Genomic DNA, 15,239 nt, shown 5'->3' on the forward strand with positions numbered 1-15,239 from the left:
CCCATGGCCTGCGGGGCCACCCGTGTGGAAAACTCCGGGCCATGCCCAAGCAGGAGGACGCCCCGCGCGATGCCGACGGTGTGCTGCTCGACAGCGTGCCTGAGCACATCAAGAACCCGTCCGTGTCGGATGCGGACGGACTCGGGGACGACACGCCGAGGAAGGCGGGACCCGGTCCGCTGGGACGGGTGCGCCGACGCGCCGGTGCGGGCGCGGCCCGCGCGGGTTCGGTGATCCGGCGCACCGCGTCTCGTGGCGCCGGTGCCTTCGGCGCGGCCGGCAGGTCGGTCCGCTCGGCCTTCCCTGCAAGTACGAAGGGCAGGGCGATCCTGCTGGGCGGTACCGCCGTGGTCGTGGCCGGTGCGGTGGCCGGCGGGCTCGCGCTGCAGGCTCACCTGCGCGACGAGCGGCTGCGCGTCGCGCCCGGCGGCGTCCTGACCCTGGCGGGGGCGCCCGGCGAGGCCTGGCACGTCGATCTGGGCGCAGCCGTCCAGCCGCGCATCGTCCCGGTGGGCGACCTGGCGGCGGTCACGGCCGGCGGGAACGTGCTCGGACTCGATCCCGCGACCGGTGAGGAACTGTGGACCGTCGAGGTCCTGGAGCCGGGGGCCGTGGCCGACGGCGCTCGCCTGCGCTGTGGCCCGTCGCGGCGCGCGGTCGGCTCGGTCGCGGTGCGCACGGCGACGCCGTCGGACCCGCTGGTGTGCGTGACGGAGGGGGTCGCGCCCGAGGTCGTCGTGATCGGCGCCGGGGGTGACACCGAGCGTCGCACGCTCGAACCGGGCGACGCGGACGCCGAGGCCGGCACCGCGCCCGTGTATGCCCCGCTGCCCGACGGCGGCCTCGCGGTGCTCGGCCGCGACGAGACCCCCGTCGATCTCGGTGACGCGCGCGTGGTCGAGAACGACGACGGGGTCGCCTCGCTGAAGGGCGCGATCGAGTCCGCCCCCGGCCTCACGGTGCGTGTGGAGGACGCCGCGACGGGCGAGCTCCGCTGGGGCCCGCACACCGTGGCGTTCGATCCGGAGCTGGAGAGCACGTCCTGCCTGATGTGGGGCGCCGACGGCCCGGAGCTGGACGTGCTCGACGACCTGACCTGGTCCGCCGACGAACGCAGGATCAGTGCGACGGCCTGCGGGATCTCGGCGCGCCTCGCGACCGCCGACGGCGAGCCGGTGCCGGACGCCGGGTCGCAGGGCCGGGAGCGTGTGCCGTGGGCGACCGACGACCCCGAGCTCGATCCCGGGCTGGTTCCCGAGCGGGAGGGCACCAAGGACGTCCTGGTGCAGACGGCGGACGTGGTCGTGGCGCTCACGGAGGAGGGCCGGGCCGAGGCCTACGACGCCGACACCGGAGACCGTCGCTGGACCGCCGACGTGCTGGGGGAGGATGCCGCCGCCGTCGTGGGGAGCGCGGTCTTCGGCGCGTACACCGACGGCCGGTCGGCGATGCTGGTCGTCGACGGCCCGTCGACCGGCGGCGAGGGGCAGCTCCGGCTCGTCGGGCTCGACCTGAGTACGGGGGAGATCACCTGGGACGTGCACCAGGACGAGCCGTATGCCCAGGTCGCAAGCGTCGACGGACGTCTCGTCCAGATGACGGGCACCGGGATCACGGGTCTCCTCGCGGCCGAGTAGCCCGGACGGGCCGAACCCCAGGCTGTCGCGCACCGTCGTCCCGCCGTCGTCCCGTCGTCCCGTCGTCCCGCACAACCCTTTGCGGGTCGGGTTCGTCGAGAGGGTCATGAAGCCAGGGACGGGAGCCCGCGATGGGTTGGCATGAAGAGCTGGAAACGCTCGCGCGAGAACGCGGGAGTGCGCTGACCGGCTACGCGTACACGCTGTGCGGCGACGTGCGGCAGGCCGAGGACCTGGTCCAGGAGGCTCTGGTGCGGTACTGCTCGCGGCTGGTGACGCCGCGCGCGGTGCGCGGCGGGCGCACGTCCGGCGACCCGCGCATGCGCACGGTGTCGCTGCACGACGCCGCTGCCGGGCAGCCCGAGCCGCCGATGCGGGTCGAGAAGGTCGAGGCGTTCGTGCGCCGCACGATCCTGAACCTCTACCTGGACGGCTGGCGGCGGAGGAAGCGCTGGGACGCGCTCGAACCGCGGATCGCGGATCCCGCGCACGTGCGGTTCCCGGACTCGGGCATCACCGCCCGCGCCGACGTCGTGCAGGCGCTGAACGAACTCACGCCGCGGCAGCGATCCGCCGTGGTGCTGCGCTACTTCGAGGACATGACCATCTCGCAGGTCGCGGAGACGCTCGGCACCGCGCCGGGCACCGTGAAGCGCTACCTGCACGACAGCATGCACGTCCTGCGGGGCGTCCTGGCACCGACGACGAGTGCGGCCGAAGGAGGCCACCGATGAGCCACGAGAGCGACCGGACCCCGGACCACGGCTGGATCGACCCGGACGGGAGCCGTGTCCTGGCCGAGACCCTCACCGCCATGGCGGAGGGCGTCGATCCCTACTCGCCGACCGGACCCGCCGCCGGGCTGGGCCACATGGCGGGCCGCGTGCGGCGGCGGCGGACCGCGAAGCTGGGTGCCGCCGGCGGTGGTGTGCTGGCCGTCGTCGGCGTGCTGGCCTTCGGCACGACACAGTTCGCCCCGCTCCACGACACGTCGCCGGTGCTCCCGGGGGGGCCGTCGTCGTCGGCCTCGGCCTCGGCGGGGCTCGAGCCGAGCACTCCGGCGGAGGACCTCGCACTCGACGAGGGCTACCAGCCCGAGATGCTCGCCGCCACGAGCCTGGCCTGCGGCGTGCCGTGGTCCGAGGTCGCCGTGGCCGACGACGTGCGGCTCGTGTACGGCGACGACATCCGGACGACGGCCGCGATCGGCGACGACGGTGAGTGGGGCTACTCCCAGTCGGTGCCCGTCCAGGTGTTCGATCCCGAAGGCGAGGAACTGCCGGCGGACGACCTGAACTGGCCGACGCTCGTCTGGACGGACGCCGACGGCACGGTCGTCGACATCGGCGGGTGGTCGCCCTTCCCGTTCGGCAACACGGAGAACATCTCGGGCGTCACCGAGGCCACCTCCACCGGCTTCAACGAGTGCGCGCCGGAGGGGTCGAGCGGCGAGCTGCCGGACGGTACGTACGAGGTCCGGGCCATGACGATTCGCGGAGCCGACGGTGCCCTGATCGCCGGCCCCCTCGAACAGATGGTGATCGCCGACGGCGAGCGCACGGCGGTCAACGGCGCGGGCAGGGCCGACGTGACCGAACCGATCGAGCTCCCGGAGGGTCCCGACGATGCGATCGTCGCGCAGCGCGGCATCAACAGCGTCATCCTCGACCGCGTCGGCGAGCGGGAACGCTGGGTCTCGTACCTCGGCGACCTGGGGACCGCGGAGCAGCTGGCGGCCGGGGGCACGGCCTTCGAGGTGAGGAGCCGCTGCACGGCGACGGCCACGGAGCCCGTGAGCGGCGACTACTTCGCGCTCCTGACGCTCCACGGTTCGTGGGCGGTTCCTCCCGGTGCGGAGCCCGCGACCCTCAGGTGCGACGGCGAGGAGCACGTCGACATCTCGAGCCTCGAGTACACCGGCGACGCGTTCTCCGTGGACGGCGAGGTGGGCATCGAGCTGGAGGCCGTCGACTCCACGGTCGCCCAGGTGGAGGTCCGGCTGGTGCCGGTGACCGAGTGATCCGGGGCCGCGCGGGCGGACCACCGGCCCGCGCGGCCTCAGCCGCGGTGGCCCACCAGGGCGCCGTCGGCGGTGACGGACAGGAGCTGTCCGTCGACGGCGAACCAGTTCAGGTCCTGGTGCTCCGCCTGCCACCGGGTGCGGCCGGTGTCGACGTCGACGGCGACGAGGTGGATCCCGCCCGGGTCGCTCGACTCGACCGTTCCGTCGTCATAGATCGCGGTCATGTGTTCCGACCCCAGCAGGGCCAGCATCACGGAGGAGCCGTCCGTGAACGTCGTCGGCCGAGGCTGCGTCCTGGGGGCTCCCTCGTCCGCGGCGTTCCACTCCCAGAGCTGGCGTCCCGTGCGCAGATCCATACCCACCGCCGTTGTGGCGGACCGGAAGATCCCGGTGTCCCCCACCCTGGCGACCATGCCACCGGGGCTCTCCGTCTCCCAGACCCGCGTTCCGTCCCGGCGGTAGCCCTGCGTCCAGCGACCCTGGCCGTCCTCGACGATGATCAGGTCCGACGGCGTGCCGTCGGTGGCCTCGGCGCTGGCGACCCAGCCGTCCGTTGCCAGGACCTCCTGCCCGGCGGTGGTCCGGACGGTCGTGGAGGACTCCTCTGTCTCGTAGTCGTAGACATACTGGGTGACCAGGTCTCCCAGCATCGCGGTGCCGCCCGGGAACACGGTCCCGTCGGGTCCGAACGTCGCGGCGACGCCGCAGCTCCGCACCTCGATCAGCGACGCCCAGACCGATACGCCCAGCTCGTCCTCGCCGGGAGCCGGCTCGTCGTCGGGAACCGGCATGTCGTCGAGCCTCAGCGAGCACATCTCGAGATCACCGTTCCATGGCACGACCTCCCGCCATACCTCGTCACCGCTGCGGGCCGTTTCGGCGCGAACGACGATCGCCCGATCCTCGGGGACGTCCGGCACGACGCATCCCTGGGGATAGACGTCGGCCCCCGAGCAGTCGACCTCGGGGACGTCACCTTCGAGGTGAACCCTGACGACGAGCCCGTCCCACGCGGGCACCACCTCGCCGGGCATTGCGTCGCCCGGATCCAGCCGCCGCGCCTCGGATGCCTCGCCCGCGGCGGTCACGGCCACCGCGCTGCGTTCGCCTGGCCGTCCCACCAGGCACACGATCTCGTCCAGCGCCCGGGCCGCCCCGCCCGCCCCCGGCGGCGTGCACTCCGGATCCACGCCGAGCGGGACCCGCCAGGACTCCTCGCCGGAACGGACGTCCACCGCCACCAGATCGGCATCGCTCCACCGCAGGCGCGGGAACGAACCATCGAGACCCGAGCGATTCAGCTCGCTGTGCTCGCCCTCGAGGAAGACGACGTTCCCGCCCATCGCCACGGCGTTGATGCCGAGCCCGTACCAGCTCACGAGGCCGGTGGCGCCGTCGGGCACGTACCGCCAGGCCTCCGCGGGCGGCCCGGCCAGCGACTCGACGCCGCCGGGCGCGGTCCTCAGCAGCTCCACGCGTTCCCGGTCCCGCACGGTCCCTACGGCAGCCGTGCCCAGGACGACGGCGGCCGCGACCCCCGTCGCGACCAGGCTCACCACGCGATGCCGGGACACCCAGCCGCGCGCCCGCACCATGCCGGCGACGACCGCCGCACCGAGGTCGCGCAGGAGCTCACCGCCCTCCGACCGCGGCGGGCCTCCCTGCCCGCCACGACCGCCGTCGGCCACATCGATCTCGTGCTCGCCCTCGACCAGGTCGAAGACGATCTGTTCCCGGTGCCGTTTCTCCACGTGGTCTCCCTCGCCGCGAACGTTTCGCGTGAACCCGTCGCTGCGAGGCAACATATCTGGCGGAGGTGACATCTTCCTGAGAACGAACGGTCAGCGCAGCCCGACGAGCATGCCGCCGTCCTCCGCCACCAGGTGGCCGTGCACGGCCCGGACCTCCCACCCGTCGGGCACCTCCTGGGTCCACCGTTCCTCGCCCGACCTCACGTCCAGCGTGACGGCGCGGCGGCCACCGCTCGCTTCCTCGATCACGACCGTCACCCGCCTCCCGTCCGTGAACGACACCTCGTCCTCGTAGCCGTTCCACGCCGCCTCGCCCGGCAGGCCCACCTCCGTGCGCCACAACGTCGCACCCGAGCCCAGGTCGATCCCGGTCGCCACGCCGTCACGGCCGAGCAGCACGCCCTCCCGCTGCGTCCGCGCCAGGAACAGCTCCGCACTCTGCTCGACATCCCACACGATCCGGCCCTCCGGCCCGACGCGCAACAGCCGGGCGCCGCGCTGGACCAGGGTGACCCCGCCCTCGGTGCCGTCGGTGGCGATCGGATCCAGCACCACGCCCGACGCGTCCCGCTGCCCGCTCGCGTCCGGCGCGAACATCAAGGTCAGCCCCGTGCCGATGGCGCCCTGCCGGGCCCAGGCGCGGTAGCCGCCGTCGGGGCGGGCCAGCACCTCGACGTCGCCGCGCACGGTCCGCGCGCGTTCGAGCACCCGCCCGTTCGAGGCCACCCAGGCGTCGATCCCGCACCCCTCCACCAGGACGGTATCCGCGGTGGCCGTGAGCGTGACCGAGTCGACGTCGAGCTCGTTCCCGTCGGCGCAGTTCTCCGCCCGGCCCTCCGTCCGGAACCCCACGGTGCGGCGCCACCGGACCTCGCCGGTGGTGGCGTCCGTGGCCTCCACACGCACGTCGCGGCCGTCCGTGATCGCGCCGAACCACTCGCACACGCCGCCCTCGCACGCCGAGCTGGCCGGCGACTCCGCCGGCTCCGGACCGATCCGCTCCGCCGTCAGGTACGTGCCGGCAGGCCCGGGGGTCCGCTCAAGGGACACGCACACCGGCACCTCCGGACGGCCTATCTCAGGACCGCACCGCGTCGTGGCGGCGGGCCCGAACTCCTGGACCACCTGCCCCGACGCGGGATCGATGCCGACCACCGCGCCACGCAGCGTCGCGACCACCAGCTGCGCCGACGGCCACGGGTCCTCGACCCCGGTGACCTGCCACCGCGCGTCCGGCGGGTCCGCCAGGGAGAGCACACCGCCGGGCGCGGCCGCCAGCCGCTCCGTCCGCTCGCGGTGCTCGTTCACCTCGTCGACAACGGCCACCGTCACGAGCCCGAGCACGACCGCCGCCACGAACCACCACCGCCGGCGCCGCCACCACGGCCGGAACGGCACCGAGAGCTGCACCGGACCCTCTCCGTCCCCGAACCCCGGCTCCGCATCGGGGCCGTCCGGAGGCGCGGGCGACTCGTCGTCCTCGAGCTCGAAGACGACACGGTCCGTGCTCTCGGGCCGGCCCATACCCCCATCATCCCGGGTAAGACGCCGTGCGGGTAGGTGCGGGCAGGTGCTGTCGCACCCGCGCGACCCCTCAGGCCGGAGGAACGAGAGGTCGTCAGGCGGGCAGGCGCTCGCGGAGCCAGGCGATGTCGGGCGCCATGTCGCCCTTGGTCTCGCAGATCACGGGCGCCCCGGCCGTCGCGATCACGGTCGCGAGCTGCTCCTCCGGGATGCTGCCGTGCCCGAGGTTGGTGTGCCGATCCGCACCCGACCCGGCCTGGTCACGGGAGTCGTTGGCGTGCACCAGGTCGATCCGCCCCGTGATCGCGCGGATCTGGTCGGCGGCCTCGGCCAGGTCGAGCCCGCCCGCCCAGGCGTGGCACGTGTCGAGGCAGAATCCGACGACGTCGGAACCGTCGGCCTGCTGGATCGCGGCCCAGAGCTGCTCGATGCGCTCGAGCCGGCGGGCCATGGAGTTCTCGCCGCCGGCGGTGTTCTCCACGAGCACGGGGACGTCGGTCTCGAGCGCATCGACGGCCTTGCGCCAGTTGTCGAAGCCCTTGGCCGGGTCGTCCCCGGCCCCGATGTTGCCGCCGTGCACGACGACGCCGCGGGCGCCCACCTCGGCGGCGCGATCCATCGTCTTCTGCAGCAGCTTGCGACTCGGGATCCGGATGCGGTTGTTCGTGCTGGCGACGTTGACGATGTACGGGGCGTGCACGTACACGTCCAGCCCGGCCGCCTCGACGTCGGCCCGGAACGCCGCGGGGCCACCCTCGTATCCGAGGTCCGGGGCGATCTTCCACTGCTGCGGGTTGCTCAGGAACACCTGTACCTGGTCCGCCCCGAGCTTCTTCGCCTCGGACACGGCTTCGGTCAGGGGCACGTGCGCACCGATCTTCACCATGCGTCCCAGCCTAGGAGGTCTGTCGGACAAACGCCGCTGCCGAGCCCTCGACCACGAGGTTGGCGCCACCACCACGAGGTTCCGTCGCATCGGCCGAGCGATCTTGTCGCCGACCTCGTGGTCCCGTCGCCGACCTCATGGTCCCGTCCAACGTCGTGGTCCCCTCGCCGCCTCGTGGTCGAGCGACGCCGTCGTGGTGGGGTTGCCGGCCCGCGCGACCTCCTACGATGTCGCTCGTGACCGGATACGACGCCGAGTTCATCGGCCCGGGCGGCCTCGCCGTCCCGCTTCCCGTACCTGCCCAGGAGACCCGCCGGCTCGACTACACGCACTTCACCGTGCTGCTGGACCCCGCCCGCCGCCTCGCGTCGGTGACCGCCTGCGTCGTCGACGGCGGCAAACTGGTCGACCTGCCCCGCACCGGCGGCTGGCGGCTCGACGCCCGTGTCCCGGCCGCCGAGCAGGCCGGGAACGGCCTGTACGAGAGCAACGCGCTGGACCGCGGGCATCTCGTGCGCAGGCTCGATCCGGTCTGGGGCGACATGGCGTCCGCGGAGCAGGCGAACAGGGACACGTTCACCTTTACCAACGCGGCACCGCAGGTGGGCGCGTTCAACCAGTCGAAGGACCTGTGGAACGGGCTCGAGGACCACGTCCTGGAGTACGCGAACTCCCATGACCACCGGATCGTCGTGTTCACCGGTCCGGTCCTGGACGGCGAGGACCCGGTCTACCGGGGCGTCGCGATCCCTCGCATGTTCTGGAAGGTGGTCGCCTGGGCCTCGGCCGACGACGGTGAGGACGCACGCCTCTACGCCGCCGCCTTCGTGCTCGACCAGACCCCGCAGCTCGACGACGTCGACCTCGAGGCGATCACCGCCCAGGCACTCGCCCGGGACCAGGTTCCGCCGCTCGGGCCCTTCCGCACCTACCAGGTACCCGTGGTCGACGTGGGATCCCTCACATCGATCGACCTCGGCCCGCTGCTCACCGCGGACGTCCTCGGCATCGAGCCGGAACCGCCGTCGGGCAACGAACCCGCCGGGATCCTCATACAACGGGTGCCGCAGGCACGGCGCTGGGCGGAGCTGACCGTGCGCGGCCAGATCCACCTGCGGAGTGGTTCGTGACCGTTCGGGGTTCGGACGCAAAGTTCGTCTCAACGCCGGTTACCAATAGTCTCTAGATCGTGAGTGACACAACGACTGCCCGCGGCTCGGCACGTCACGAGATTCCCGACCCGCTGCGCGACGACGTCCGACTGCTCGGTGGCCTCCTCGGCGACATCCTGCGCGAGGCCGGCGGGCAGGAGCTGCTCGACGACGTGGAGCGGCTGCGCGAGCTGACCATCGACGCCTACGGCAACGGCCAGGACGGAGCGCTCGCCGAGGCGGCGTCGCTGGTCGACGGCTTCACGCTGGAGCGCGCCGAACAGGTCGCACGAGCCTTCACCTGCTACTTCCACCTGGCCAACCTCGCCGAGGAGTTCCACCGGGTACGCGTGCTGCGTACCCGTGAGGCAAAGACGGCCAGCGGCCCCGCCGTCCTGGAGGACACCCTCCCGGAGGCGTTCGCGCGGCTCACCGAGGAGGTCGGGCGGGACGAGGCGCTGCGCCGCCTCGACGAGCTCGAGTTCCGGCCCGTCCTGACCGCCCACCCGACGGAGGCTCGCCGTCGTGCCATCAGCGGCACGATCCGGCGGATCGGGAACCTCCTCGCCGAGCGGGACGCGCAGCGCCTCGGCGGCGTCTCCCGTGCCGAGAACGAGCGCAAGCTGCTCGCCGAGATCGACACCATGTGGCGGACCTCCCCGATCCGGCAGTCCAAGCCGTCGGTGCTCGACGAGGTCAAGACCATCATGGGCGTGTTCGACACCGTCATGGTCGATGTCTTCCCCGACGTGTACCGCCGCCTCGACGACTGGCTGCTCGCCGACGACGCCGGCAAGGTCGCCCCGGTGGCCAAGCCCTTCGTGCGACTCGGGTCCTGGATCGGCGGCGACCGCGACGGGAACCCGAACGTCACCGCCGAGGTCACCCGCAAGGCGGCCACGCTCGCGTCGGAGCACGCGCTCACGGCACTGGAGCGCGTCGCCGTCGAGGCCGGCCGCCGGCTGACGCTCGACGAGGGCGACACTGCGCCGTCGGCGGAGCTGAACAGCCTCCTGCTCCGCCAGAAGCAGATGTCGGGCGAGCTCGCCGACAAGGCCGCGGCGGCCTCTCCGCGTGAACCGCACCGGGCCGCGATGCTCGCCATCGCCGACCGGATCGCCGCCACGCGCACCCGCGACGCCGACCTCGCCTACGCGGACGCCGAGGAACTGGAGCAGGACCTGCGGGTCGTGCAGGACTCGCTCGTCGCGGCCGGCGCGCCGCGCGCCGCGTACGGCGACCTGCAGCGACTCATGTGGCAGGTGCGGACCTTCGGCTTCCACCTCGCGGAACTCGAGATCCGGCAGCACTCCCAGGTGCACGCCGCGGCGCTCGAGGAGATCCGCGAGAAGGGCGTGCACGGCGACCTGAGCGAGCGCACCGCCGAGGTGCTCGACACGTTCCGTGCGCTCGGCGCGGTCCAGAAGCGCTTCGGGAAGCGCGCGGCCCGGCGCTACATCGTCTCCTTCACCCAGGAGCCGGAGCACCTGGCGGCCGTCTACGAGCTCGCGGCGCTCGCTTTCGACGGCTCGGACGACGCCCCCGTCATCGACGCCATCCCGCTCTTCGAGACCTTCGCCGACCTGCGCAACTCCGTGGACATCCTGGAGTCGATGCTCACACTGCCGGTCGTGCAGAAGCGCCTGGCGGACAACGGGCGCCGGGTCGAGGTCATGCTCGGCTACTCCGACTCGTCGAAGGACGTCGGGCCGGTCTCGGCCACGCTGGCGACCGATCAGGCGCAGTCACGGATCGCGGAGTGGGCCGAGCGGCACGACATCACGCTCACGCTGTTCCACGGCCGCGGCGGCGCGCTCGGCCGCGGCGGCGGCCCCGCGAACCGCGCGGTGCTCGCGCAGCCGCCGCACTCGGTGGACGGCAGGTTCAAGCTGACGGAGCAGGGCGAGGTCATCCTGGCCCGCTACGGCGACCCGGTGATCGCCGCCCGACACATCGAGCAGGTCGCCGCGGCGACACTGCTGGCGTCGGCACCGTCCGTCGAGAAGCGCAACGCGGACGCCGCGGCGGAGTTCACCGGGCTCGCCGAGCGCCTCGACGCCGCTTCGCGGGGACGCTTCCACGAGCTCGTGAAGTCCGAGGGCTTCCCGCAGTGGTTCGCCGAGGTCACGCCGCTGGAGGAGGTCGGCATGCTGCCGATCGGCTCCCGGCCGGCGAAGCGCGGCCTGTCCGTGAACAGCCTCGACGACCTGCGGGCCATCCCGTGGGTGTTCTCCTGGTCGCAGGCCCGCATCAACCTGGCCGGCTGGTACGGGCTGGGCACGGCACTCAAGGAGTTCGGCGAGGCGCCCGACGGCGGTCTGGACCGCCTCCGGGAGGCGCGTGCCCGGTGGCCGCTGTTCGCGACGCTGGTGGATAACGTCGAGATGTCGCTCGCCAAGACGGACGAGCGGATCGCGGAGATGTACCTGGCGCTCGGCGACCGTGACGACCTTGCGCGGATGGTGCTCGACGAGCTCCGCCTCACCCGCGAGTGGGTGCTGAAGATCTCGGGCAACGCCTATCCGCTGGCCGACCGCCGGGTGCTGGGCCGCGCCGTGCAGGTGCGTTCGCCCTACGTCGACGCGCTCTCGCTGTTGCAGGTCCGCGCGCTGCGAGGCCTGCGTACGGGCGCGGACGGCGATTCGACCGTCGACGAGCACTACCGTGGCCGCCTGCAGCACCTGCTGCTCCTGACGGTCAACGGCGTCTCGGCGGGCCTGCAGAACACCGGCTGAGGAAGGGGCTTCTCGAATGGCGCCAGTACTGGTGGGGACCTCCCACGGGACGGACGACGACGCGGGGCGCGCCGCCGTGCGCGCGCTGCTGGACGGCGTCCGCGCCGCGCGGCCCGGCCTCGACGTGCGCGAGGCGTTCGTCGACGTGCAGACGCCCGAGGTCGGCGAGGTGCTGGCGGGCGCGGTGACCGATGCCGGTGCCGCCGTCGTCGTCCCCCTGCTGCTGTCGACGGGGTATCACGTGCGGCACGACATCGCCCAGGCGGTTGCCACGCGGGGAGACGCGGCGGTCGCCGCCGAGCCGCTCGGTCCGGACCTGCGACTCGTCGACCTGCTGGCGGACCGGCTCGCGGAGATCGACGACGGCGCGGGTCTTCGGACGGACGACGTCGTGGTGCTGGCCGCCGCGGGCTCGTCGGTGCCTGCCGCGGCCGTCGCGGTCGAGGAGGTCGCGGCCGGGCTCGCGGGGCGGCTTGGCCGTCCGGTGACGCCGTCGTACGGGGCGGGTGCCGAGCCGCGCGTGCCGGCGGCGGTCGCGGCGGCACGGGACGCTGTGCCGGACGGCGAGCCGGTTCGCGAGGTCGCCGGGCCGGGCCTCGGTGCCGGCGAGCCGGACGGCGGGTCCGGTGGTGGTGCCGGCGGCACGCCGGGTTCCAGCCGGCGCGGATCGGGCCGTGTCGTCGTCGCTTCCTATCTGCTCGCGCCGGGATACTTCCACGACCGCGTCCTGGAGGCGGGTGCCGACGTCGTCACCGCCCCGCTGGCGCCGTCGGACAAGCCTGACGAGCGCCTTGTCCGGATCGTCCTTGACCGCTACGAGGCGGCGGTGGAGCGCATGACGCGCTCGCGCGCCAGGTGAACTGTCGAGAGCCTCAACGGTATGAGGACTCCCAGCGGGGCTGTGGTCGGGGGTTTGGCGTGTGGTCGGTCAATCACTTGACCGACCACACGCCAAACCCCCGACCACAGCCTGATGGCTCGACGAGCATCATGAGCCGAGGAGTCCCGGAGCCCGTCAGGGGGACTCGTGGGTCAGCAGGGCGTTGCGGATGCGGGTGATGCTCGACTGGAGGCCCCAGCGGGTCGTGAGCTCGGCCAGAGCTCCCTCGTCCGCCGGCTCGGCGGGAAGGGAGTCGTCGAAGGGCGGGAGCGGGGCGTCCCGGGCGACCTGGACCACGCGGGGAGCTGCGGCGAGGTAGTCGGAGGCATCGACGAGACGCTTGCGCTGGGTCGCGGTGAGGCCCTTGTCGGACTCGTCGTCGCGGGCCCGCAGGATGCCGGCCAGGTCGCCGTAGCGGTCGAGCAGCTTGGCGGCGGTCTTCTCGCCGATGCCGGGGACGCCGGGCAGGCCGTCGGACGGGTCGCCGCGCAGGGTGGCCATCTCGGCGTAGGCCTGGCCCGTGGGTACCGCGTACTTCTCGGCGAGCTTCGCCTGGTCGATCACGTCGGGGTCGCGCACCCCGCGCGTCGGGTACAGCACGCGGACGCCCGCGGCGTCGTCGACGAGCTGGAAGAGGTCGCGGTCCCCGGTGACGATGTCGACGCCGGACGACGAGGCGCCAGGCGCCGGAGCACTGGGCGCCGGGGTACCGGACGCCGAGGTGCCGGACAGCACCGCGCCGGGCGAGACCGCGCCAGATGCCGCTGCGTCGTGCCTCCGCCGCACCTCGCGGTCGGTCAGGGTGCCGATCACGTCGTCGGCCTCGTAGCCGGGCACTCCGACGCGGGCGATCCCGAGCGCCGCGAGCACCTCCATGATGACCGGGACCTGCGGAGACAGGGCCTCGGGCACGACCTCCGTTCCGGCGGCCTCGTCGGCGACGCGGTGTGCCTTGTACGAGGGGATCGCCTCGACCCGGAACGCCGGGCGCCAGTCGTCGTCCCAGCAGGCCACCATGCGGTCCGGCCGGTGCTCGGTGATCAGCCATGCGATCGTGTCGAGCAGGCCGCGGACCGCGTTGACGGGCTCGCCCTGGGGCGACCGCAAGGAATCGGGCACCCCGAAGAAGGCGCGAAAGTACAGGGAGGCCGTGTCGAGGAGCATCAGGCTCATGGGCTCAGCCTGCCATCCGACACTGACATCGCGTGTCGTTCGGTTGGTCGGTCGGTCGTCGAGCGGTCGGCCCGATGACCTTGCAGTCGGTCGCCCGAGGGACCGACTTCTTGACGTCGGACCGACCTCTCGCGACGTCGGACCGACCTCTCGCGACGTCGGGCCGACCGGCAGGCGCGGGGCTCCCTTCGCGAAAGTGCACGAAACTATCGAAATTCTGTGCTTAAACGTTTGAAACATTGACACCACCATCAAGCGACCCGAAAACTGCCGACTGCGGGAGCCTCGCCCCGCGGGTTTAACCATCGACGACCGCACGAAGGAGTGCACAGCATGTCGAAATCGTTTACCACCATCAGATCCGGGCCAAGACGGCGCCGCCGTCTGGCCCAGGTGCTCGCCAGCGCGGGCGCCGCGCTCGCGCTGGTCGTGACCGCCGGCAACCCCGCGGCCGCCGTCGACACCAACGAGGAGGGCAACCACGGCGGGTACTTCTACTCGTTCTGGACCGACACCCAGGGCAGCGTCTCGATGGACCTCGGGTCCGGGGGCAGCTACTCGACGCAGTGGAACGGCACCAACAACTTCGTGGCCGGCAAGGGCTGGAACCCGGGCTCGAGCAGCCGCGTGGTGAACTACTCGGCCCAGTACAACCCGAACGGGAACTCCTACCTGACCTTGTACGGCTGGACGCGGAGCCCGCTGGTCGAGTACTACGTCATCGAGTCCTGGGGCTCCTGGCGCCCGCCGGGCAACGCCAACTACTACGGCACCGTCAACAGCGACGGCGGCACCTACGACATCTACCGCACCCAGCGGGTCAACCAGCCGTCCATCGACGGGACCGCGACGTTCTACCAGTACTGGAGCGTCCGGACGTCGAAGCGGACGAGCGGCACCATCACGTTCCAGAACCACGCGAACGCCTGGGCGCAGAACGGCCTGAACCTCGGCAGTCACTACTACCAGATCATGGCGACCGAGGGCTACCAGTCCAGCGGCTCCTCCAGCGTCACCGTGAGCGAGGGCTCAGGCGGCGGCGGTGGCGGCGGGGGCGGCGGCGGTGGTGGCGGTGACGTCACCCGGCTGCAGAATGTCGACACCGGCCAGTGCCTCGACCTCCCGGGAGGCAACACCGCGGACGGCACCCAGATGCAGACCTATTCCTGCTACCAGGGCGACAACCAGCGGTTCACGTTCACCTCGTCCGGTGAGCTGACGGTTCACGGCAAGTGCCTGGACGCTCCGTCGGGCTCGAACGGGACGCGCTTGCAGATCTATTCGTGCAACGGGGGCAACAACCAGAAGTGGACCCGCGAGTCCAACGGCGTGATCCGCAACCAGCAGCACAACGTGTGCCTCGACGTGTGGAGCGGCGAGAACGGCTCACCCGTGCAGCTGTACAGCTGCCACGGCGGCGACAACCAGCGCTGGAACCGCATCTAGCGGTCCGCGCCGCCGCGGCGGGCCGCTCGGCAC

The 15,239-nt window shown here is 72.4% G+C and carries 11 protein-coding genes; 7 read left to right on the top strand and 4 right to left on the bottom strand.

The features are described 5' to 3' along the window. Window positions 1-41 precede the first annotated feature (41 nt). From ACYVK5_RS01655 to ACYVK5_RS01665, 3 genes are all read left to right on the top strand, one after another. A complete protein-coding gene (locus ACYVK5_RS01655) occupies window positions 42-1,637 on the top strand; it encodes an outer membrane protein assembly factor BamB family protein (protein ID WP_460701546.1) in 1,596 nt (531 codons plus the stop codon). 131 nt (window positions 1,638-1,768) lie between these two features. After that, on the top strand, window positions 1,769-2,371 hold the full coding sequence (locus ACYVK5_RS01660; RefSeq protein ID WP_460701547.1) for a sigma-70 family RNA polymerase sigma factor: 603 nt from the start codon (window positions 1,769-1,771) through the stop codon (window positions 2,369-2,371). Further along, the gene (locus ACYVK5_RS01665) at window positions 2,368-3,657 is read left to right on the top strand and encodes a hypothetical protein (RefSeq protein ID WP_460701548.1); all 1,290 of its coding nucleotides are present in this window, start codon (window positions 2,368-2,370) and stop codon (window positions 3,655-3,657) included. Before ACYVK5_RS01660 ends, ACYVK5_RS01665 begins: the two co-directional genes overlap by 4 nt. A gap of 38 nt (window positions 3,658-3,695) precedes the next feature. Here the strand turns inward: ACYVK5_RS01665 and ACYVK5_RS01670 are convergent, their stop codons facing one another. The 3 genes from ACYVK5_RS01670 to ACYVK5_RS01680 all read right to left on the bottom strand — a co-directional run bounded on the left by ACYVK5_RS01670 (window position 3,696) and on the right by ACYVK5_RS01680 (window position 7,821). Beyond that, a complete protein-coding gene (locus ACYVK5_RS01670; protein WP_460701549.1) occupies window positions 3,696-5,411 on the bottom strand; it encodes a PQQ-binding-like beta-propeller repeat protein in 1,716 nt (571 codons plus the stop codon). A 90-nt stretch (window positions 5,412-5,501) separates the two neighbouring features. Continuing rightward, the gene (locus ACYVK5_RS01675) at window positions 5,502-6,935 is read right to left on the bottom strand and encodes an outer membrane protein assembly factor BamB family protein (protein WP_460701550.1); all 1,434 of its coding nucleotides are present in this window, start codon (window positions 6,933-6,935) and stop codon (window positions 5,502-5,504) included. 94 nt (window positions 6,936-7,029) lie between these two features. Continuing rightward, window positions 7,030-7,821, bottom strand: coding sequence for a deoxyribonuclease IV (locus ACYVK5_RS01680; protein WP_460701551.1), 792 nt, complete (start codon window positions 7,819-7,821; stop codon window positions 7,030-7,032). A gap of 227 nt (window positions 7,822-8,048) precedes the next feature. Here ACYVK5_RS01680 and ACYVK5_RS01685 point away from each other — a divergent pair, with 227 nt between their 5' ends. Genes ACYVK5_RS01685 through ACYVK5_RS01695 form a run of 3 tightly spaced genes read left to right on the top strand, consistent with a single transcriptional unit; the run spans window position 8,049 to window position 12,566 of the window. Further along, window positions 8,049-8,951, top strand: coding sequence for a DNA/RNA non-specific endonuclease (locus tag ACYVK5_RS01685; RefSeq protein WP_460701552.1), 903 nt, complete (start codon window positions 8,049-8,051; stop codon window positions 8,949-8,951). A 59-nt stretch (window positions 8,952-9,010) separates the two neighbouring features. Continuing rightward, window positions 9,011-11,707 (top strand): phosphoenolpyruvate carboxylase, encoded by a 2,697-nt coding sequence (locus ACYVK5_RS01690; protein ID WP_460701553.1) that lies wholly within the window; start codon window positions 9,011-9,013, stop codon window positions 11,705-11,707. 16 nt (window positions 11,708-11,723) lie between these two features. Further along, the gene (locus ACYVK5_RS01695) at window positions 11,724-12,566 is read left to right on the top strand and encodes a sirohydrochlorin chelatase (RefSeq protein WP_460701554.1); all 843 of its coding nucleotides are present in this window, start codon (window positions 11,724-11,726) and stop codon (window positions 12,564-12,566) included. A gap of 156 nt (window positions 12,567-12,722) precedes the next feature. On the opposite strand, the gene ACYVK5_RS01700 is transcribed toward ACYVK5_RS01695, so the two are convergent. Beyond that, window positions 12,723-13,760 carry a 5'-3' exonuclease gene (locus tag ACYVK5_RS01700; protein WP_460701555.1) on the bottom strand — a complete coding sequence of 346 codons (1,038 nt, stop codon included), beginning with the start codon at window positions 13,758-13,760 and terminating at the stop codon, window positions 12,723-12,725. A gap of 333 nt (window positions 13,761-14,093) precedes the next feature. Here ACYVK5_RS01700 and ACYVK5_RS01705 point away from each other — a divergent pair, with 333 nt between their 5' ends. After that, a complete protein-coding gene (locus tag ACYVK5_RS01705; protein WP_460701556.1) occupies window positions 14,094-15,206 on the top strand; it encodes a glycoside hydrolase family 11 protein in 1,113 nt (370 codons plus the stop codon). The last annotated feature ends 33 nt before the right edge of the window (window positions 15,207-15,239 follow it).

This window comes from Myceligenerans halotolerans (assembly GCF_054782975.1).